Source organism: Paraburkholderia yinzeri (assembly GCF_046581065.1).
Lineage (GTDB): Bacteria > Pseudomonadota > Gammaproteobacteria > Burkholderiales > Burkholderiaceae > Paraburkholderia.
This window is the reverse complement of record NZ_JBFOCJ010000002.1, coordinates 1,658,216-1,676,633: the sequence shown is the minus strand read 5'-3', so window position 1 is coordinate 1,676,633 and position 18,418 is coordinate 1,658,216. Positions and strand designations below refer to the sequence as shown.

17 protein-coding genes are annotated in these 18,418 nt (G+C 66.9%); 5 read left to right on the top strand and 12 right to left on the bottom strand.

Annotated elements, in window-relative coordinates; translation table 11 throughout:
- Positions 1-30: 30 nt before the first annotated feature.
- Positions 31-2,484 (bottom strand): glycogen/starch/alpha-glucan phosphorylase, encoded by a 2,454-nt coding sequence (locus tag WJ542_RS24625; RefSeq protein ID WP_411192084.1) that lies wholly within the window; start codon positions 2,482-2,484, stop codon positions 31-33.
- A 201-nt stretch (positions 2,485-2,685) separates the two neighbouring features.
- Here WJ542_RS24625 and WJ542_RS24620 point away from each other — a divergent pair, with 201 nt between their 5' ends.
- Positions 2,686-4,188: an MFS transporter gene (locus tag WJ542_RS24620; protein WP_411192083.1), complete on the top strand. Its 1,503-nt coding sequence runs from the start codon at positions 2,686-2,688 to the stop codon at positions 4,186-4,188.
- 39 nt (positions 4,189-4,227) lie between these two features.
- Here the strand turns inward: WJ542_RS24620 and ltaE are convergent, their stop codons facing one another.
- Positions 4,228-5,235, bottom strand: a complete 1,008-nt coding sequence (ltaE, locus tag WJ542_RS24615) for a low-specificity L-threonine aldolase (protein ID WP_411192082.1) — start codon at positions 5,233-5,235, stop codon at positions 4,228-4,230.
- A 55-nt stretch (positions 5,236-5,290) separates the two neighbouring features.
- On the bottom strand, positions 5,291-6,034 hold the full coding sequence (locus tag WJ542_RS24610; protein WP_411192081.1) for a peptidoglycan DD-metalloendopeptidase family protein: 744 nt from the start codon (positions 6,032-6,034) through the stop codon (positions 5,291-5,293).
- Between the two features lie 204 nt (positions 6,035-6,238).
- Here WJ542_RS24610 and WJ542_RS24605 point away from each other — a divergent pair, with 204 nt between their 5' ends.
- A complete protein-coding gene (locus WJ542_RS24605) occupies positions 6,239-6,559 on the top strand; it encodes a hypothetical protein (protein WP_411192080.1) in 321 nt (106 codons plus the stop codon).
- A gap of 152 nt (positions 6,560-6,711) precedes the next feature.
- The gene (locus WJ542_RS24600; RefSeq protein WP_411192079.1) at positions 6,712-7,443 is read left to right on the top strand and encodes a DUF2968 domain-containing protein; all 732 of its coding nucleotides are present in this window, start codon (positions 6,712-6,714) and stop codon (positions 7,441-7,443) included.
- 370 nt (positions 7,444-7,813) lie between these two features.
- Here the strand turns inward: WJ542_RS24600 and WJ542_RS24595 are convergent, their stop codons facing one another.
- From WJ542_RS24595 to WJ542_RS24565, 7 genes are all read right to left on the bottom strand, one after another.
- On the bottom strand, positions 7,814-8,116 hold the full coding sequence (locus WJ542_RS24595; protein WP_411192078.1) for a DUF4148 domain-containing protein: 303 nt from the start codon (positions 8,114-8,116) through the stop codon (positions 7,814-7,816).
- A 228-nt stretch (positions 8,117-8,344) separates the two neighbouring features.
- Positions 8,345-9,754 carry an NADP-dependent phosphogluconate dehydrogenase gene (gndA, locus tag WJ542_RS24590; RefSeq protein ID WP_027795017.1) on the bottom strand — a complete coding sequence of 470 codons (1,410 nt, stop codon included), beginning with the start codon at positions 9,752-9,754 and terminating at the stop codon, positions 8,345-8,347.
- 110 nt (positions 9,755-9,864) lie between these two features.
- A complete protein-coding gene (locus WJ542_RS24585) occupies positions 9,865-10,515 on the bottom strand; it encodes a DUF938 domain-containing protein (protein ID WP_411192077.1) in 651 nt (216 codons plus the stop codon).
- The gene (locus WJ542_RS24580) at positions 10,512-11,399 is read right to left on the bottom strand and encodes an NAD-dependent protein deacetylase (protein ID WP_411192076.1); all 888 of its coding nucleotides are present in this window, start codon (positions 11,397-11,399) and stop codon (positions 10,512-10,514) included. The genes WJ542_RS24585 and WJ542_RS24580 overlap by 4 nt, the downstream gene beginning before the upstream one ends.
- Positions 11,396-11,620: an oxidoreductase-like domain-containing protein gene (locus tag WJ542_RS24575; RefSeq protein WP_411192075.1), complete on the bottom strand. Its 225-nt coding sequence runs from the start codon at positions 11,618-11,620 to the stop codon at positions 11,396-11,398. Before WJ542_RS24575 ends, WJ542_RS24580 begins: the two co-directional genes overlap by 4 nt.
- 85 nt (positions 11,621-11,705) lie before the next feature.
- Entirely contained in the window at positions 11,706-12,491 is a 786-nt protein-coding gene (locus tag WJ542_RS24570) for an SDR family oxidoreductase (RefSeq protein WP_411192074.1), read from the bottom strand.
- Positions 12,492-12,547: 56 nt separating this feature from the next.
- Positions 12,548-13,960 (bottom strand): DUF2252 domain-containing protein, encoded by a 1,413-nt coding sequence (locus tag WJ542_RS24565; protein ID WP_411192073.1) that lies wholly within the window; start codon positions 13,958-13,960, stop codon positions 12,548-12,550.
- A gap of 377 nt (positions 13,961-14,337) precedes the next feature.
- Between WJ542_RS24565 and WJ542_RS24560 the strand changes: the two genes are divergently transcribed.
- The gene (locus WJ542_RS24560; RefSeq protein WP_411192072.1) at positions 14,338-15,315 is read left to right on the top strand and encodes a 2-dehydropantoate 2-reductase; all 978 of its coding nucleotides are present in this window, start codon (positions 14,338-14,340) and stop codon (positions 15,313-15,315) included.
- 62 nt (positions 15,316-15,377) lie between these two features.
- Here WJ542_RS24560 and WJ542_RS24555 read toward each other — a convergent pair whose 3' ends face one another.
- Entirely contained in the window at positions 15,378-16,394 is a 1,017-nt protein-coding gene (locus tag WJ542_RS24555; protein WP_411192071.1) for a LysR family transcriptional regulator, read from the bottom strand.
- A gap of 150 nt (positions 16,395-16,544) precedes the next feature.
- On the opposite strand from WJ542_RS24555, the gene WJ542_RS24550 reads away from it, so the two are divergent.
- Positions 16,545-17,489, top strand: coding sequence for a LysR family transcriptional regulator (locus WJ542_RS24550; RefSeq protein ID WP_411192070.1), 945 nt, complete (start codon positions 16,545-16,547; stop codon positions 17,487-17,489).
- A gap of 43 nt (positions 17,490-17,532) precedes the next feature.
- Here the strand turns inward: WJ542_RS24550 and WJ542_RS24545 are convergent, their stop codons facing one another.
- Positions 17,533-18,345, bottom strand: a complete 813-nt coding sequence (locus WJ542_RS24545; protein ID WP_411192069.1) for a fumarylacetoacetate hydrolase family protein — start codon at positions 18,343-18,345, stop codon at positions 17,533-17,535.
- Positions 18,346-18,418 lie beyond the last annotated feature (73 nt).

Sequence of the window (18,418 nt, the reverse complement as noted above, 5' to 3'; positions counted from 1 at the left end):
ACCGACCTGACACGAAGCCCGGCAGCCCGGTCAGTTCGGATCGATCGGTTTGACGCGCCAGATATCGCGCGCGTATTCGGCAATCGCCCGATCCGACGAGAACGGCCCCATCGCCGCCACGTTTTCGATCGAGCTCGCCGTCCATCCCGGCACGTCGAGAAAACGCCGGTCGGCCGCTTCCTGCGCGGCCACGAAGGCCGCGAAGTCGGCGAGCACGAGATAGTGGTCGCCCCAGTCCACGAGCGTGTGGAAAATCTCCGTGAAGCGCGCCGGGTCGCCCGGCGAGAAGAAGCCCGTGCGGATCTGGTCGAGCGCGGTGTGCAGTTCGGCGTTTTCCTCGTAGATCTGGCGCGGCCGGTAGCCCGAGGCGCGCAACGCATCCACCTCGTCCGACGTGTTGCCGAAGATGAAGATGTGCTCCGGTCCCACGGCCTCGCCGATCTCGATGTTCGCGCCGTCCAGCGTGCCCATCGTCAATGCGCCGTTGAGCGCGAGCTTCATGTTGCCGGTGCCCGAGGCCTCCGTGCCCGCCGTCGAGATCTGCTCGGAGAGATTCGCGGCCGGAATCAGCACCTCGGCCACGCTCACGCCGTAATTGGGCACGAACACCACCTTGAGCCGGTCGCCTACCCGCGGATCGTGGTTCACCTTCGCGGCCACGTCGTTGATGAGCCGGATGATCATCTTGGCCATGCGGTAGGCCGACGCGGCCTTACCCGCGAACACCACCACGCGCGGCACCCAGTCGCGCTGCGGGTTCTCGACGATACGGTTGTAGCGCACGATCACATGCAGCACGTTGAGCAGTTGCCGCTTGTATTCGTGAATGCGCTTCACCTGCATGTCGAAGAGCGCGTCCGGGTCGACCGTCACCCCGAGACGCTGAGCAATGCGCTGCGCGAGCCGCACCTTGTTGCTGCGCTTGGCCGCGCGAAACGCGGCTTCGAACGAAGCGTCGCCGCGCAGCTTGCGCAAGCCGTGTAGTTCCAGCAGGTCGCTGCGCCAGCGCGTGCCGATGCTCTCGTCGATCAGGCGCGCAAGCGGCGGGTTCGCCTGCGCGAGCCAGCGGCGCGGCGTAATGCCGTTCGTGACGTTCGTGAAGCGGTCGGGAAAAAGACGCGCGAAGTCGGAGAAGATATCGCGCTGCATGAGCTGCGAATGCAGCTTCGAAACGCCGTTGACCTTGTGGCTCGCCACGATCGCGAGATAGGCCATGCGCACGCGGCGCTGGCCATATTCGTCCACGAGCGAGATGCGGCGGATCATGTCGAGATCGTGCGCGCCCTGTTCGTTCGCCTCGCGCAGAAAGGCCGCGTTGATATCGAAGATGATTTCGAGGTGACGCGGCAGGAGGCGCGCCAATAGTTCGACATCCCAGGTTTCCAGCGCTTCCGGCATGAGCGTGTGATTCGTGTACGAGAACACGCGGCCGACATGCTGCAGCGCTTCGTCCCACGGCATGCCGTGCACGTCCACGAGCAAACGGATCAGTTCGGGGACGGCGAGCACCGGGTGCGTGTCGTTCAGGTGCACCGCCACCTTGTCGGAGAAGCGCCCGAACGTGCTGTGCGTGCGCAGGTAGCGGCGGATCAGATCCTGCATCGTCGCGGAGACGAAAAAGTACTCCTGGCGCAGGCGCAGTTCGCGGCCGGCCATGGTCGAATCGTCAGGATAGAGCAGGCGCGAGACGTTCTCCGACTCGTTGCGCGCTTCCACCGCGCGCTGATAGTCGCCCTGGTTGAAGGCGGAAAGATCGAGCTCCTCGTCCGCGCGCGCGGACCACAGGCGCAACGTGTTGGTCGCGCTCGTGGCGTAGCCGGGAATCACGGTGTCGTAGGCCATCGCGTTGACGTGCTGCGTGTCGATCCATTCGACCGTGCCGTTGCGCTGCACCGTGCGCCCGCCGAAGCGCACGTGATATTGCACCTCGGGCCGCGGAAATTCCCACGGATTGCCGGCGTGCAGCCAGTAATCGGGCGCCTCGACCTGCTCGCCGTCGACGATCTGCTGCCGGAACATGCCGTAGTCGTAGCGGATGCCATAGCCGAAGCCCGGGATGCCGAGCGTCGCCATCGAATCGAGAAAGCACGCGGCGAGGCGGCCGAGGCCGCCGTTGCCGAGCGCGGCGTCCGGTTCGAAGTCGATCACCGACTCCATGTCGACGCCGACGTCGGCCAGCGCCTCTTTCATCTGGTCGTAAATGCCGAGCGCGAGCAGCGCGTTGGAAAACGTGCGGCCGATCAGAAATTCCATCGAAAGGTAATAGACGCGTTTGACGTCCTGGTCGTACTGCCGGCGCGTGGTGACCATCCACCGTTCGACGAGCCGATCGCGCACGGCCAGCGCCGCGGCATGCAGCCAGTCCTGCGGGCGCGCCGTGACGGCGTCCTTGCCGACGCCGTACATGAGGCGGTTGGAAATGGAACGGCGCAGCGCCTCGGCGCTGTTCTTCAACTGGTCGAATTCCAGACCTATGGCTGTCATCGATACCTCCCGTCGACCGGAGTGGGTGTGCTGCAGCGTCCCGCCGGACCACGAGCACAGATCAAATTTGCAGAGTAGGACATTTTCCCGGCGCTTGCGGCGGCGCGGCATCGGGCAATGCGGGACGGCGCGCCGCCGCAAGTGGCATGCCGCCCCGCATTGCCCGATGCCGCGCCGCTCGCCTTACAGTCAGCCCACGCCATGAGGCGCGCCCTGCACGATCCGCTGTGCTCTGCAACAATTACCGGGTTCGGCGCGGCGCGCGCCGCCGCCCTTTCCCTTCTTCCGCCCGAGACCGCCTTGCCCGAAACCACGTCCGCGACCCGCGAGGCGCAGTCCGCCGACGCCCCCGTATCCGCAAAGAATCGCCGCGCGATGGCCGCGGTGATGCTGGCCGTCGCGCTCGCCACACTCGACACCGCCATCGCCAATACCGCCCTGCCCGCCATCGCCACCGACCTGCACGCGGCGCCTGCGGCTTCGGTGTGGATCATCAACGCCTACCAGCTCGCCATGGTCGCCACGCTGCTGCCGCTCGCGGCGCTCGGCGACATCATCGGGCACCGACGCGTCTACGTGAGCGGGCTCGCGATCTTCACGGTGGCGTCGCTCGCCTGCTCGCTTTCGCCCACGCTCGGTGCGCTCGCCGCCGCGCGCGTGCTGCAGGGCCTCGGCGCGAGCGCGATCATGAGCGTCAACACGGCGTTGATCCGCTTCCTCTATCCGCCGCACCGGCTCGGACGCGGGCTCGGCATGAACGCGCTCGTGGTGGGCGTCTCGTTCGCGATCGGGCCGACCATCGCCTCGGTGATTCTCTCGGTGGGAACCTGGCCGTGGCTCTTCGCGGTCAACGTGCCGCTTGGCGTCCTCGCGCTCGCGTTCGCCCTGCCCGCGCTGCCGCACACGGCCAACGGAAAGCACGCCTTCGATCCCGTCGCGGCGGTCCTGAACGTCGTCGCGTTCGCCGCGCTGATCTTCGCGCTCGGCGAATCGGCGCAGCGCGCGAGCGCCGGCGTAATCGGCATTGCCGCCGTGATCGCGCTCGTCTTCGGCATGCTGCTGATCCGGCGCGAAGCGGGCCATCCGGCGCCGATGCTGCCCGTCGATCTCTTCAAGCGGCCCGTGTTCACGCTGTCGGCCTTGACGGCGATCTGCTCGTTCGCGGCGCAGGGTCTCGCGTTCGTCTCGCTGCCGTTCTATTTCGAAACCGTGCTGATGCGCAGCCAGGTGGAAACCGGCTTTCTCATGACGCCCTGGTCGGTCGTCGTGGCGGCCGCCGCGCCCATCGCCGGGCGTCTGTCCGACCGCTACCCGCCCGGGCTACTCGGCGCGATCGGGCTCGCGATCCTTTCGGCAGGCATGGCCTCGCTCGCGCTGATGGCGCCACACCCCAGCGTGGGAGCCATTGTCTGGCGCATGGCGATCTGCGGCGCGGGCTTCGGCTTTTTCCAGTCGCCCAATCTGCGCGCCATCATGTCGAGTGCCCCGCCCGAGCGCAGCGGCGGCGCGAGCGGCATCATCGCCACCGCGCGGCTCATCGGGCAGACCACGGGGGCGGCGCTCGTCGCGCTGTGCTTCGGCCTCGTGGGCCGCCACGGGCCCACCCTCGCGCTAACGCTCGGCGCCGTGTTCGCGGGCGCCGCGAGCGTGGTCAGCGGCGTACGCCTCTTCGCGCCGTCGCACCGGGCGGTGCGCGGCGCCTGAGGCATCAGGACGGAATGGGGAAACGGGCGCGCGCGCCGGTTAGCGGCTCGCGAAGTACGCTTTCACGGCGTCGACAAAGGTGTCGATATCGGCGGCCGTTACATCGAGATGCGTGACGAAGCGCGACGCATAAAGCATCTGCGTGAGAATGCCGTGCTCCTTCAGCCACGCTTCGAGCGGCGCGCAGTGTGCCTGCGGGAACTGGACGAACACCATGTTCGTGGCCTGCGACATGACCTTGACCTCGCCGATCTGCGCGAGACCCGCGGCAAGCCGGGCGGCGTTCGCGTGATCGTCGGCGAGACGCGCGACGTTGTGGTCGAGCGCATAAAGGCAAGCGGCCGCCAGCACGCCGGACTGGCGCATGCCGCCGCCCAGCACCTTGCGCCAGCGGTGCGCCGTGTCGATCAGCGCGCGGCTGCCCACCAGCACCGAACCCACCGGCGCACCCAGCCCCTTCGAGAAGCAGATCGAAACCGAATCGAAGCCCTCGGCCAACACGTTCAATGGCTGGCCCGACGCAACGGCCGCATTGAACACGCGCGCGCCGTCGAGGTGCGTGGAGAGCCCGCGCGAGCGGGCAAGCTGCGTTGCCTCGGCCACGTAGGCCGCGGGCAGCACCTTCCCGCCAATCGTGTTCTCCAATGCCAGCAGGCGCGTGCGCGCGAAGTGGTCGTCGAGCGGCTTGATCGCGGCGGCGATGCGCTCGAGCGCAATGGTGCCGTCCTCGGCATTGTCGAGCGGCTGCGGCTGGATGCTGCCGAGCACGGCCGCGCCGCCGCCTTCATATTTGTACGTGTGCGCCGCCTGGCCGACGATGTATTCGTCTCCGCGGGCGCAGTGGGCCATCAGCGCGGCGAGATTGCTCTGCGTGCCGCTCGGAAAGAAGAGGCCCGCCTCCTTGCCCGCTTCCCCGGCAACGCGCGCCTGCAGGCGCAGCACGGTGGGATCGTCGCCCCAGACGTCGTCGCCGGTTTCGGCTTGCGTCATGGCGGCGAGCATGCCCTGGCCCGGGCGGGTGACGGTATCGCTACGCAGATCGATCATGCTACGGGTTCCTTGTATCGGGCGCTCGCGTGGCGGCGGCCGGCGGCAAGCCGACCTAGCGCGGCAGCAGCGGCAGCGGGTCGACCGGCTTGCCGCCGCTGCGCACTTCGAACTGGACGCCCGCGACGCCATGCGAGTCGAGGCCCATTTCGGCGATGGGCTGGCCCTGCGCGACGACGTCGTCTTCCTTCACGAGCAGCTTGCTGTTGTGGCCGTAGGCGGTCACCACCGTATCGTTGTGCTTGATGATGACGAGCGGCCCGTAGGCCTCGATACCCGTGCCCGCGTAGACCACGCGGCCCGCCGCAGCGGCCTTCACGGGCTCGCCCACCGATCCGCCGATCAGGATGCCGGTGGACTGGCCGGGAACGAAACGCTGCACGATCGGCCCGCGCGCGGGCCAGTTGAGCGCGAGGGAAGCGTTGACCGGCGCGGGCATCGCGACGCCCGCCGCCGCTGGCGCGCCTGGCACTGCCGACGACTGCTGCGGCGGCACGGGCGAGGGCGCGTAGGCGGACGGCGGCGCCACGCGCAGCACCTGGCCGGGCACGACGGAAGCGCTGGGCGGCAACTGGTTCCAGCTGGCGATATCCTGCGGCCGCTGGCCGAAGGCATTGGCGATGCGTCCCAGCGTATCGCCGGGATTGACGCGGTAATAGCCGGCGGGTACGCCGCCGTTCGAGGTCGCGGCAGGCGCCGCCGGCTCGCCCGACCAAGGGGTGATCGTGCAGGCGCTCATCAGGAGCGTCAGGGCAGCCAACGCCGCCGCCACGCCCGGGTTTCGCCGGTATCGATTCATCTTGCTGATCCTCGCTGGTTCCTCGCGAACGGCCCCCATTATATCGCCCGCCGTTTGCCGCCCGCCGTTTGTCGACCCGTCAGGCGCCCCCTCGAAGCGGCCGGCTCTCACTTGTTGCGGCGCTCGCCTATACTGCGTCGTGCTGCTCCAGAAAAACAATGCCAGGTCTCTCGCTGCGGTGCCACGTCCGTGAGGAATCCGAGGATGAACAAAGCCACTTTCCTTTCCGTGCAACTCAGTGTCGAAGACGTCGCGGCTTCGCCTGGCCTCGTCGAATTGTTGAACAACCATCTGGTTTTTGCAGCCGACGTGGCCGAGGCCGCCGACGAACTGGTCCAGCACGCCAGCGTCGCGCGCCTGTCGGGCGGCGTCGAGGCAACCGTCGAAATTCCGGCCGTGGTGCTGGAGCGCCTGCGTGACGCGCTCGATACGCTCAGCGGCTATGACGAAACCTGGCTTTTCGCGCTGGAGCCCGGCCGTGCGCTCTTCGACGACATCGCACACCGGCGGCGCCTGTTGCATTGAGGCCAGCCCGGAGCGGACGGCGGACGGCAGCCTGCGGTTGCCCTCCCCCCGCCTGCCCCGTTTTGACAGCACGCCTGCCCCGGCGGCTCGCCTCGTTGTGAGGCGTATGACCGGCCGCCGGCAAGAGGGCGTGTCATTCTGGGGGAAACGCCGTGAAAACTTTCCTGAACCGCCGTAACGCCGTGCTCTCGGGCGGCCCGTCGCATCTCGTCGCCGTATCGCACAAAGCGCATCTGGCGTCGGCCGAAACCGTGGCCGAAGAAACGCAGTCCGAAGCACTCGAAGCCGAAGGCGGCAGCGCCGTGCGCCCGGTGCCGACACTGCGCGCGGTGCCCGTCGTGCCGTCGCAGTTGAACGGCCGCCCCGTGCAGATCGCCGACGGCGCGACATTCGCGGCGCTCGCCGCCGCGAACGAGCTCGCGACATTCCGCGTGTTCCGCAGCTTCGACTACACGGTAAGCCTGCTTTTCCACGCGCGCACGCTGAGCTATTACGTGGCGCTGCATCAGGACGGTTTGCTCTGGCGTGCGCTGAAGGCCGCCGACGTCGATGCCGCCGGGGCGGCGTTTCATCTCCTGGAGGAGCAGGCCACGCGGCTCGCGGACGGCGAAACGCGCCGCGCCTGGCTGATCGCCCAGAACGAGCAACTGGTGCGGCAAATCGAGGAATCGGAAGCGCAGGCGGAGCGTCTGCGCACGGACCTGCAGCGGCACACGGAGCAGGAGCATCGCGTGACGAGCCGCCAGCATCAGGTCCGCAAGGAGGTGGCGCAACTGGAGGCCCAGCGTATTGCTGCCCAGGCGCAACTGAACAAGACGCACCGCACGATCCACCAGCTCAGCGTGACGAGCAACGAAGGCGTGCCGCATCTGCCGGGACGCTGAAAGCGCCGCGACGGCCCGCACAAAGAGGGCCGGAGGCCGATGATCGAGGCAAAGAAAAAGCGCGGGCCGGTTCTGGACCGGGCCGCGCTCGACTGCGTACTGCGGGTACAGCTACCTCTGTCCTGCTCGTACTGCCACTTCTCTACTGCATACTGCAAGCTCTCTCTGCTCACTTCTGCACTGCAACCACTACAGCCACTGCTACTGCCACATCAACTGCCTGAGACTGCAACTTCTACGGCTGGCGCTACTGCGAGAACTTCACTGCGGGGCATTGCCACTTCTACAACTGGCGACTACTCCTGCAAATTCCAGGCGGTACTGCCGCCCCGGCCAGCCGGGCTATCCGGCAGCCGAAGCGCGCTGACCGTTACGGGGTGACGCGGGCCGGTTGCGCCGGAGCGCCCGACTCGGAGGTGCCGGCGGCAGGTGCGCCATAGCCGCTGGTATTGCCGTTGGCGAGCTTTTCCGCGCTGACGCGAGCCTCTGCGGCTTGCAGGTCTTGCGGGTAGTTCACCCGGTCGCTTTGCGGCTTGTAGCCGGCTTGCTCGAGTTCGACGAGCTGCGCGCGAACCTCGGCGCGGGTCAGGCCTTGCTGGCTCGACTGGGCGAACGAAATCGCCGGGGCGGCAAGCATGGCAGCAACAACAACTGCGGGAAGAAGCTTCTTCATGATCGGACCTCCGTCTGTTTTCTTTCGCTTCGAACACCTTGTTCGTCAGCGAGTGATGACAGTGTAGGAGTAAACCCGATATAGGGAAAACCCTTAATCTGGAAAACACCGTTGCGATTTCGGTAATAAAAAAGGTGAGTCCTGAGGACTCACCTTTCGATTCCTACAAAGACCGCAACGACAGTGCGGTTTTTGGCCGCGCGCCGCCGGTGGCGCGCTCCGCTGCCGTCAGGCCCAGTCGGCGTGGAAGCTGCCGGGCTTGTCGATGCGCTCGAACGTATGCGCGCCGAAGAAGTCGCGCTGCGCCTGCACGAGATTCGCCGGCAGACGCTCCGAGCGATAGCCGTCGAAGTAGGCGACCGCCGACGAGAACGCCGGCACCGGCACGCCGGCCGCCACGGCCTGGATCACCACATCGCGCAGCGCTGCCTGGTAGTTCGCCGCGACGTCGCGGAAGTACGGGTCGAGCAGAAGGTTCGCCAGTTGCGGATCGTTGGCGTAGGCGTCCATGATCTTCTGCAGGAAGCGCGCGCGGATGATGCAGCCCGCGCGGAAGATTTTCGCGATGGTGCCGTACTGCAGATCCCACTTGTACTCGTCGGAGGCGGCGCGCAGTTGCGCGAAGCCCTGCGCGTACGAGATCACCTTGCTCAGGTAGAGCGCGCGGCGCACCGCTTCGATAAAGGCCGTGCGGTCGCCCGTGAACGGCTTGTGAGCCGGCCCCGAGAGCACCTTGCTCGCCGCCACGCGCTGCGTCTTCAGCGAAGAGAGCACGCGCGCGAACACCGACTCGGTGATGAGCGGCAGCGGCACGCCAATGTCGAGCGCGTTCTGGCTCGTCCACTTGCCGGTGCCCTTTTGCGCGGCGCGGTCGAGGATCACGTCCACGAGATCCTTGCCCGTCTCCTCGTCTTTCTTGCCGAAGATCTTCGAGGTGATCTCGATGAGATAGCTGTCGAGCTCGCCCTGATTCCATTCGGTATAGACCTTGCCGAGTTCCTCGTTCGAAAGGCCCAGCACCTGCTTGAGCACCGCGTAGCTTTCGGCGATCAGTTGCATGTCGCCGTACTCGATGCCGTTGTGCACCATCTTCACGTAGTGGCCCGCGCCGTCAGGCCCCATATACGCGACGCAGGGCGCGCCGTCCGGCGCCTTGGCCGCGATTTCGGTGAGGATCGGCGCAACCAGATCGTAAGCGTCGCGCGGGCCGCCGGGCATGATCGAGGGGCCTTTCAGCGCGCCTTCCTCGCCGCCCGAAACGCCTGTGCCGATGAAGTGCAGGCCCGCCTTCGCGAGTTCCTGGTTACGGCGGATCGTGTCGGTGAAATGCGTGTTGCCGCCGTCGATCAGGATGTCGCCCTGGTCCAGCAGCGGTTTGAGCGCGGCGATGGTGGCGTCGGTGGGCTCGCCGGCCTTCACCATCAGCAGGATGCGGCGCGGCTTTTCCAGCGACGCGACGAATTCTTCCAGCGTATAGCTCGGCACGAGCTTGCGGTCGGGGTACTCGGCGATCAGCTCGTCGGTTCTCTCGCGGCTGCGGTTGAACACCGACACCGCATGGCCCCGGCTCTCGATGTTGAGCGCCAGATTGCTGCCCATCACGGCAAGCCCTACCACGCCGATTGGCTGTTTGCTCATGTTGTTTCTCCACTCCACTTCAGAATGACGGAGACGCCCGGGGCGTCAATCGTGCAAGCATAAGGGAAACGCCCGTGCGATGCGCGAATGCCTGCACGCGGCGCCCGGATTCAGCGCTTTCGGAACACGAGGCTGAAATTGTTCGCCGGCATCGGCACGCGCGCCTCGTAGACAAGGCCCGCCGCTTCGGCCAGCGTTTCCACGGCTTCCATGTCGCGCACGCCCCAGGCGGGATTGCGCGCGCGCAGGTCGGCGTCGAATGCCTCGTTGCTCGGCGCAGTATGCGCGCCGCCGCGCCGGTATGGGCCGTAGGTCACCAGCACGCCGCTCGTAGCAAGCCGCGTACCGGCACCTTGCATAAGTGCAAGCGCCGTTTCCCAGGGCGCGATGTGGATCATGTTGATGCAGACGATCGCGTTTGCCGCGTCGATCGGCCAGGGCTCGCGCGTCACGTCGAGGTCGAGCGGCATCAACAGATTCCGAAGGTCCGTCTGCGCGCGCCAGCCCGCGATCGACGCGCGGGCACGCGGGTCGGCGTCGCTCGGCTGCCAGAGGAGATGCGGCAGCGCGGCGGCGAAATACGCCGCGTGCGTGCCGGTGCCGCTTGCGATTTCCAGCACCGTGCCGCGCGCGGGCAGCACACCCCGCAACACGTCGAGGATCGGCGCGGCGTTGCGTTCGGCGGCGGGGGCGCTCAGGCGCGAGTCGCGTGGTTCGCGCGGGTCGGTTTGCGAATCGTTCATCGTGGTCGGGAATTTCATTGCAGGTCGATGCCGAGGCGTTCGACGAGCGCGTCGAGCGCCGCGGCGCACGGGGCCTCGACCTTGAGCGCGAGGAGCGGGTCGGCGCGCGTACGCCCGAGGTTCACGGCCGCGACCGGCTTGCCGCGCTGCTGCGCCCATGCGCAGAAACGGTAGCCCGAAAACACCATCAACGACGAACCGACGACGAGCACGGCATCCGCCTCGTCGAGCGCCGCCGAGGCCTGCGCCACGCGCTCGCGCGGCACGTTTTCGCCGAAGAACACCACCGAGGGCTTGAGCATGCCGCCGCAGGCGGCGCATGCCGGCACCACGAACGGCAGGTTGCCATCGAAGTCGAGATGGGCATCGCCATCGGCGGCGGGCTGGGCGATCGAGGCCGCCACCTCGGGGTTGTTCGCTTCGAGCAGCGGCTGAATCGACGCGCGCGTGTAGTGGGCGCCGCAGTCAAGACAGTGCACGTGACCGATGCTGCCGTGCAGCTCGACGACGTCGCGGCTGCCGGCGCGCTGGTGCAGCCCGTCCACGTTCTGCGTGACGAGCGCGCCCACGTAGCCGGCGGTTTCGAGCCGCGCGAGCGCGCGGTGCGCGCCGTTGGGCTGCGCGAGCCCCACGGTCGGCCAGCCGAGCAGGCTGCGCGCCCAGTAGCGGCGGCGCCACGCTTCCGAGCCGAGGAACTCCTGCAGCGTAATGGGCGGCGAGCGCTTCCACGCACCGTTTTCGTCGCGATAGCCGGGGATGCCGGAGTCGGTGCTGATGCCCGCGCCGGTCAGCACGAACAGGCGCGGATGGCGCTCGACGTAAGCCTGCAGTGCGTCAAGCGCGGCAAGGTCGAGTGCGGGAGCCTTGAGCGGGATGAATTCGGGCGAAACGGATTCGGTCATGACGGCCTGGCTGGAACTTTGGGCTTGCGTTTGCGCCCCGCCGCGCGGCGGGCGGTCTCGCGCGCCTCCCATGCGGCCAGCTCGGCGCGCCAGCGGTCTAGCGCCTCGTCGTAGAGGTCGAAGATGCAAGGGTCGCAGCCGCTGTGGCAGCAGGCGTCGTTGTCGGGACGCTCGGGCGGTTCGGGGCGCGGGTCGTCGTCGGGACGCGGGGGCTTGGGCATGAGCGCGGGCGTCGTGGCGGATCGGCGTCCAGTATACGTAACCTCGCGTAACCTTGCGCGCCCTCGCCGCAGAGTGTCGCGCCGCCTAGCCGCGCCCGACGAACGGCATCTTCGTGGCCATGATCGTCATGAACTGGATATTCGCTTCGAGCGGCAACTGCGCCATCTGCAGCACCGCGTCGGCCACCCGTTCGACATCCATGAGGGGTTCGACGGCGATCTCGCCGTTCGCCTGCGGCACGCCGCGCGCCATGCGCTCGGCCATTTCGGTGGCCGCATTGCCGATGTCGATCTGTCCGCACGCAATGTCGTAGCGGCGCCCGTCGAGCGAGACCGACTTCGTGAGCCCCGTGATGGCGTGCTTCGTCGCCGTGTAGGCGATGCTGTAAGGCCGCGGCGCATGCGCCGAAATCGATCCGTTGTTGATGATGCGGCCGCCGCGCGGCGTCTGCCGCTTCATGAGCCCGAACGCGCCGCGCGTGCAGAGGAACACGCCGGTCAGGTTCGTATCGACCACGGCGCGCCAGTCGGCCACCTCGATTTCGTCGATGTCGACCGGCGGCACGTTGCGCCCCGCGTTGTTGAACAGCAGATCGAGGCGGCCATACTGCGCGCGGATGGTCGCGAAGAGGGCATCGACGGCCGCGGCATCGGTCACGTCGCAGGGCACCGCGAGCACCGTCTGGCCGGCTGCCGCGGCTTCGTCGGCGAGTGCGCGCAGCGGTTCGGCGCGCCGCCCCGCCAGCACCACGGTAAAGCCGTTCGCGAGCAGCTTGCGCGCGCAGGCGCGCCCGATGCCGCTGCCCGCGCCCGTGACGAGCGCAACCTTGCGTGGCGAGGTGGCCTGGGAGGCGGTCTGGGATTCGTTCATGATGAGTTCCTTGCCTGGGGTTATCGAACGTAGACGCATGGACACCCGCGGTCTCGTCAGACCCGGAAGTCGGCGGCCATGTCCTCGTCGCTGCGCGCGAGAATCTTGCCGCTGCGCGCGGCCTTCAGGAAGACGTCGTAGTCGCGCTCCACCTGATCCGCATAGGCGAACGCATAGCCCACGAGTGCCTCCGCGAACTGGTCGTGGCGGCCGATATACGCGGCGATTTCGATAGCCGTGTTGCCCGACTTCGCGTGCGCGCGCGCCATCGCCCAGCCGCACAGGCGCGCGTAGCCTTCGAGCAGCGTGCTGTCGAGCAGTTCGAGCTCGACCGAAAGCTTCATGTCGCGCAGTTGCCGGAAGTAGAAGTGGCGCTCCGAGGGCCCTGTGGACCAGCCGAGGAAGATGTCGCTCGCCGCCTGCAGAAGCCGCTGGCCCTGCACGACGCGCGCCCCCTCGTGCCGGAACGCGGGCGATTTGTAGAACTGCTGGATCACGGACCGGCGCGCTTCCTTGATCTGCAGGAAGAGCGGCTTGTCGTGGTGGTCGGTCAGGAGCGCGACGAGGCAGCGCGTGCCCACGCTGCCCACGCCCACCACCTTGAATACGAGGTCCTGCAGCGCAAAGTGATCGAGCAGTTCGCGCCGGTCCTGCGCGAGGGTCTTCCTGTAAGCGTCGTACATGGGCTCGACGAGTTCGCGCCAGCCGCCGATCCTGAACCAGTCGTCCTCGGCTTCGAACAGCGTGTTCGCGCCGTGCACGTGAAAAAGCGCGGGCGGCGTGTCGCGCATCGTCCAGCGGCCGTCGGCATCGCGTTCGGCGAGCTTGTCGAGCATGCTTTCATGGGTGCGGCCCGCCGCCTTCTCCATGCCGCGCCGGATCAGGCGGCGGCCTTCCGGCGTGAGCGCCGTCTCGACCATGCGGTCGAACGTGATCCTGTCGTACCAGAGATCGAGCGCGCCGAACTCGGCGTACTGGCTCATGCGGTCGCGGTAGGTGGTGACCGCGGCCGCCACGAGCGCCTCCGCAACGCCGCGCGAGTAGCGCATATGCCGCGCGGCCACGACGAGGCTCGCCGTGAGGCGCTTGAGGTCCCACTCCCAGGGACCGGGCGCGGCTTCGTCGAAGTCGTTCAGGTCGAACGCGAGCTGCCGCTCGGGCGTGGCGAAACCGCCGAAGTTCATCAGATGCCCGTCGCCGCAGATCTCCATCGCCATGCCGGTATTCGGCACGAGCGAAAGGTCGTGTGCCTGCAGGATCGCGCTGCCGCGAAAGAACGTGAACGGCGAGACGAGCATGCGCCCGTAGCGCAGCGGCACGAGGTTCTGCACGCGGCCCTCGCTGTTTTGCCGCAGCAGGTCGAGCGGATCGCGATCGAGCTCGCCGATATGCCGATGGCTGGAACGTTTCACACGCTCGCGCACGGCACGGCCGGCCGCCTCGCGTTCAGCAATGGTGCTCGTACTCATGAACGTCTCCGGTTCCTTTCGATGTCACGATTCGCCATGCATGGACGCGCGCTCCTGCGGCCCCTCGCGTGCGCCACCTCTCGGGCACTATTTAAGCGTGCAGGCCGCAATCGCGCAAGCCGGATGTCGCGATGCGACCGCGCAGACGCACCCGGAACGCCCTTCATATACCTTGCGCCGTGATGCCGCTCACCGTCGCCCGGCGCGGCGCGAGAACCGGATGGATTCCGGCGGCCGCCCAACCAACCATAAGCTTCCCTTGATGATCGCGCCGATAAACTTTAACTGTCGATAAGCGGCGCGCGCCCCTATGCTCGAACCATCGTCCGCCGCGCGCATGACGGACAAGCGGTTCTCAACGTCATTGGGGTTTCACCATGAAGATCTGCATCTTTGGAGCGGGCGCGATAGGCGGCATGATGGGCGTGCAGCTCGCACGCGCGGGCGCCGACGTGAGCTTCATCGCGCGCGGCCCGCACCTGGCCGCCATGCGCGAGCGCGGCGCACGACTTCTTATGGATAACGAAGAATATGTCGCCAACGTGCGCTGCACGTCCGATCCGCGGGAGCCTGGCGTGCAGGACGTCGTCATCATCACGCTCAAGGCACATTCGGTGGCTGGCGTGATCGACGCCATGGAGCCGTTGATCGGCAAGCACACGGCCATCGTGACCGGCACCAACGGCATCCCTTACTGGTACTTCCACGAACACGGCGGCAAGTTCGAGGGCACGCGGCTTAACAGCATCGACCCGGACGGCTCGCAATGGACCCGCCTCACGCCCGAGCGCGCGATAGGTTGCGTGCTCTATCCGGCTGCCGAAATCGCAGCCCCCGGCGTGATCCGCCACGTCTACGGCAAGAAATTTCCCATCGGCGAACCCTCGGGCAAGCGCACGCCGCGGCTCGTTCAGTTGCACGAAATCATGCAGGCCGCCGGCTTCGAAGCCCCGATTCGCGAGAACATCCGCGACGAAATCTGGCTGAAGCTGTGGGGCAATCTCTGCTTCAACCCGATCAGCGCGCTCACGCATGCGACGCTCGACATCATCGCGTCCGACCCGGCCACCCGCAACGTCGCGCGCACCATGATGCTGGAAGCGCAGCGCATTGCCGGGCAGTTCGGCGTGCAGTTTCGCGTGGACGTCGAACGGCGCATCGACGGCGCCGGCGCGGTGGGCGCGCACAAGACCTCGACCCTCGTCGACCTCGAAAACCGCCGGCCCATGGAGATCGATCCGCTGCTGACCGTGGTGCAGGAGATGGGCCGGCTGGTCGGCGAGCCCACGCCCGCGATCGACGTCGTGCTCGCGCTCGTCAAGCAACGCGAGCGGATGGCGCTGCAAGCCGCGTAATGCGAGGCAGGCGGCTGCGCGTGGTCGGCGCGGCCGCCGATGGGCCTACAGTCGGCCCCCGATCAATCAATGCTCACCTCGTCAGGTGCCGGCGCGTCGGCGCCGGCTGGCATCGCGCCGCGTCGCGCGCCGTCCTGCTCGTCCGCCGCCGATCCATCGGTGACGAACTGCGTCCACGCGGCCTGAGCACAAGGACGCAGCGAACGATGACGGCGGCGCACGAGCATCGTGTTCACGTTAACGACCGGATGCAGCACGCGCGCAACGAGCGAGCCCGGCGGCGCGGGCCAGTGGCAGGTGGCATCGGCCGGATCGACGGCGTGGGCATGGCCCGCGCAAACCGGCAGCACGCCGATGCCCAGCCCTAACTGCGCCATACGCGCCACGCCCTCGACATGCGCAAACTCCTGCACGGGCTTGCCTTCCGGTCGGCAACCCGCCAGCGCACGCATCACGGCACCGTGACACCCCGCGTCGCGATTGAGCGTCACGAGCGCTTCGTCGGCAAGATCGCTCCAGCGCAGCGTGCCGTGCTGGGCGAGCGGATGACGCGGCGGCAGCACGGCGCACAGCGGCGTTGCGGCGAGCGGCTGCACTTCGAGGCTGCCGTCGCCGGCAAAAGGCATCGTTTCGGCGATCACGCCGAAGTCCGCTTCGCCCTGTTCCACCGCGTGAATGACGGCAGCCTGCGGCAAATCCTCGAGCTGCATCGTGAGATCCGGAAACGCCGCCGCGCAGCGCGCGAGCGCAGCCGGCACCCAGCCCGAGGACAGCACCGGATTGCTCGCCACGAGCACCACGCCGCTATGCGACTGATGCGCAGCGCGGCCTTCGTTGAGCGCCATGTCGATCTCGTCGAGCAGACGGCCGATGCGCCGCTCGAAGCCACTGCCGGCGACCGTGAGCTCGACCTGGCGCGTGGTGCGGTCGAACAGTTTCAGTTCGACCGCCTCTTCGAGATCGCGCACGCAGCGGCTCACCGCCGACTGCGTGAGACCGAATTCGCGCGCGGCGCGCGTGAAGCTGCGCGCCCGCGCGACGGCCACGAATACCTTGAGTTGCTGAAGCGATACGTTCATCGACATCTCTTGCTCCTTGGTTCCGGCGCTTTTTCGCACGTCTCACGCACTACATTCGGAGTCCTTTATACTTCACGCCAGGGTCATTGCTGAATGACTCACGATTAGATGTTGTTACCATGGCAATTCACGTTCCTTTATGGATCGGCCATGACCATGCGAAACGCCACGCTGCGCCAGTTGAAAGTCTTCGAAACCGTGGCGCGTCATCTCAGCTTTTCGCGCGCGGCCGAGGAGCTCCACCTCACCCAGCCAGCCGTTTCCACGCAGGTCCGCCAGCTCGAAGACCATGCGGGGCTGCCGCTTTTCGAGCAGCTCGGCAAGAAGATCTACCTCACGCCGGCCGGCAGCGAAATGCTTCACTACAGCCGCACGATCATCCAGCAGTTCCACGAGGTCGACGAGGCAATGGGCCAGTTGAAGGGCATTTCGGGCGGCAAGCTCAACGTTGCCGTCATCAGCGCCGGCGACTACTTCTTCCCCCGCGTGCTGGCCGAATTCACGCGGCGCTATCCGGGCGTGCAACTCAATCTCTCCGTGCATAACCGCGAGCAACTGCTGCAGCAACTCGCGACGAACCAGACCGATCTCGCCGTGATGGTGCGTCCGCCGCATGGCGCGGACGCCATCAACGAAGCGTTTGCGCCGCATCCCTACGTGATCGTGGCCGCGCCCACTCACCCGCTCGCGCACCGGCGCGGCATCCCGCTCGAGGCGCTGGCCAACGAAGCCTTCGTCGTGCGCGAGCGCGGCTCGGACACGTGGAACTCGATGGAAGAAGCGTTCGCCGGCAAGCTTGCGAACCTCAAGATCGCCATGGAGATCAAGAGCACGGAAACCATCAAGCAGGCCGTGATCGCCGGCATGGGCATCGCTTTTCTCTCTGCGCACACGATCAGCCTCGAACGGCAGGTTGGGCATCTGACCGTGCTCGACGTCGAAGGCTTCCCGGTCATGCTCAACTGGTATGTCGTGCATCGCAAGAACAAGCGGCTGCCGCCTGTCGCCCTCGCGTTCGAGCGCTTCCTCATGGAAGAGGGCGCGCAGCTCATCGAAAACATCACCCGCGTCTCGGAATCGAGCTTTCATAGGTAAGGCGTTGTGGGTCGGGACGGTTCCTGTGGCGATCGCGGATTCCTCAGACAGCGTCTTCGGCCACGGCGTTCACCCGCGCGTCGGCTCGCACTCCGGCTAGCGTATTGACCAGCGTGCCGATACCCTCGATCGTGATTTCGACCGTTGCACCCGCACCGATCGAACCGACGCCCAGCGAAGTGCCGCACGCAATCACGTCACCCGGTTCGAGCGTGAGATCCTGCGAAATCAGGCTCACCTGCTGCGCCGGCGTGAACACCATGTCGTCGAGGGGATAGTTCTGGCGTTCGACGCCATCGAGCCGCGTCACCACGCGTGCACGGCGCCAGTCGAAACCGGAGACGATAGCCGGCCCCATGCAGCAGAACGTATCGAACCCCTTGGCGCGGCACCACTGCGGAAAGTGCGGGTTCTCGGCCACGAGGCTCGCTGCCGTAACGTCGTTGACGATCGTGTAGCCGAAAATCGAAGCTTCGGCTTCGTCCTCGCTCACGTTGCGGCAGCGCCTGCCGATCACGATGCCGAGCTCACCCTCGAAGACGATCTTGCCCGAATAGTGCGGAGGCCGAAGTATCGGCGCGTCCGATCCGATCACCGACCCGGGCGGTTTGAGCAGAAAGAGCGGATGCGAAGGCACCGGCTTCTCCAGCTTCGCGGCCAGCGCGCGAAAGTTGTTCCAGAGGGCAATCACCTTGCCCGGCGCGCACGGAGCAAGCGGCGTCAGCGTACGCAGCGAAAGCACCGCGCCGGTCCGCATAGGTTGATCGAGTCCGTCGTACTCGTGCAGATTGCCGTTCTCCACTTGGCCGAACACGATACTGCCGTCGTTCGCCATCAAGCGCATCCAGGTGTTCATGCTTCGCTCCCTCGTTGCCGTGCATGACGGCCAGGTGTTCGGTTCGCCGCTTTTTTCCCGCTTTTTCCCGTGT

Coding starts and splice junctions, on each gene's coding strand:
- WJ542_RS24570 (WP_411192074.1), bottom strand. CDS start 12,491: ATGAACGAATCCCAGACCGCCTCCCAGGCCACCTCGCCACGCAAGGTT.
- WJ542_RS24620 (WP_411192083.1), top strand. CDS start 2,686: ATGAGGCGCGCCCTGCACGATCCGCTGTGCTCTGCAACAATTACCGGG.
- WJ542_RS24575 (WP_411192075.1), bottom strand. CDS start 11,620: ATGCCCAAGCCCCCGCGTCCCGACGACGACCCGCGCCCCGAACCGCCC.
- WJ542_RS24595 (WP_411192078.1), bottom strand. CDS start 8,116: ATGAAGAAGCTTCTTCCCGCAGTTGTTGTTGCTGCCATGCTTGCCGCC.
- WJ542_RS24555 (WP_411192071.1), bottom strand. CDS start 16,394: ATGAACGTATCGCTTCAGCAACTCAAGGTATTCGTGGCCGTCGCGCGG.
- WJ542_RS24585 (WP_411192077.1), bottom strand. CDS start 10,515: ATGAAATTCCCGACCACGATGAACGATTCGCAAACCGACCCGCGCGAA.
- ltaE (WP_411192082.1), bottom strand. CDS start 5,235: ATGATCGATCTGCGTAGCGATACCGTCACCCGCCCGGGCCAGGGCATG.
- WJ542_RS24605 (WP_411192080.1), top strand. CDS start 6,239: ATGAACAAAGCCACTTTCCTTTCCGTGCAACTCAGTGTCGAAGACGTC.
- WJ542_RS24625 (WP_411192084.1), bottom strand. CDS start 2,484: ATGACAGCCATAGGTCTGGAATTCGACCAGTTGAAGAACAGCGCCGAG.
- WJ542_RS24545 (WP_411192069.1), bottom strand. CDS start 18,345: ATGAACACCTGGATGCGCTTGATGGCGAACGACGGCAGTATCGTGTTC.
- gndA (WP_027795017.1), bottom strand. CDS start 9,754: ATGAGCAAACAGCCAATCGGCGTGGTAGGGCTTGCCGTGATGGGCAGC.
- WJ542_RS24550 (WP_411192070.1), top strand. CDS start 16,545: ATGACCATGCGAAACGCCACGCTGCGCCAGTTGAAAGTCTTCGAAACC.
- WJ542_RS24560 (WP_411192072.1), top strand. CDS start 14,338: ATGAAGATCTGCATCTTTGGAGCGGGCGCGATAGGCGGCATGATGGGC.
- WJ542_RS24565 (WP_411192073.1), bottom strand. CDS start 13,960: ATGAGTACGAGCACCATTGCTGAACGCGAGGCGGCCGGCCGTGCCGTG.
- WJ542_RS24580 (WP_411192076.1), bottom strand. CDS start 11,399: ATGACCGAATCCGTTTCGCCCGAATTCATCCCGCTCAAGGCTCCCGCA.
- WJ542_RS24610 (WP_411192081.1), bottom strand. CDS start 6,034: ATGAATCGATACCGGCGAAACCCGGGCGTGGCGGCGGCGTTGGCTGCC.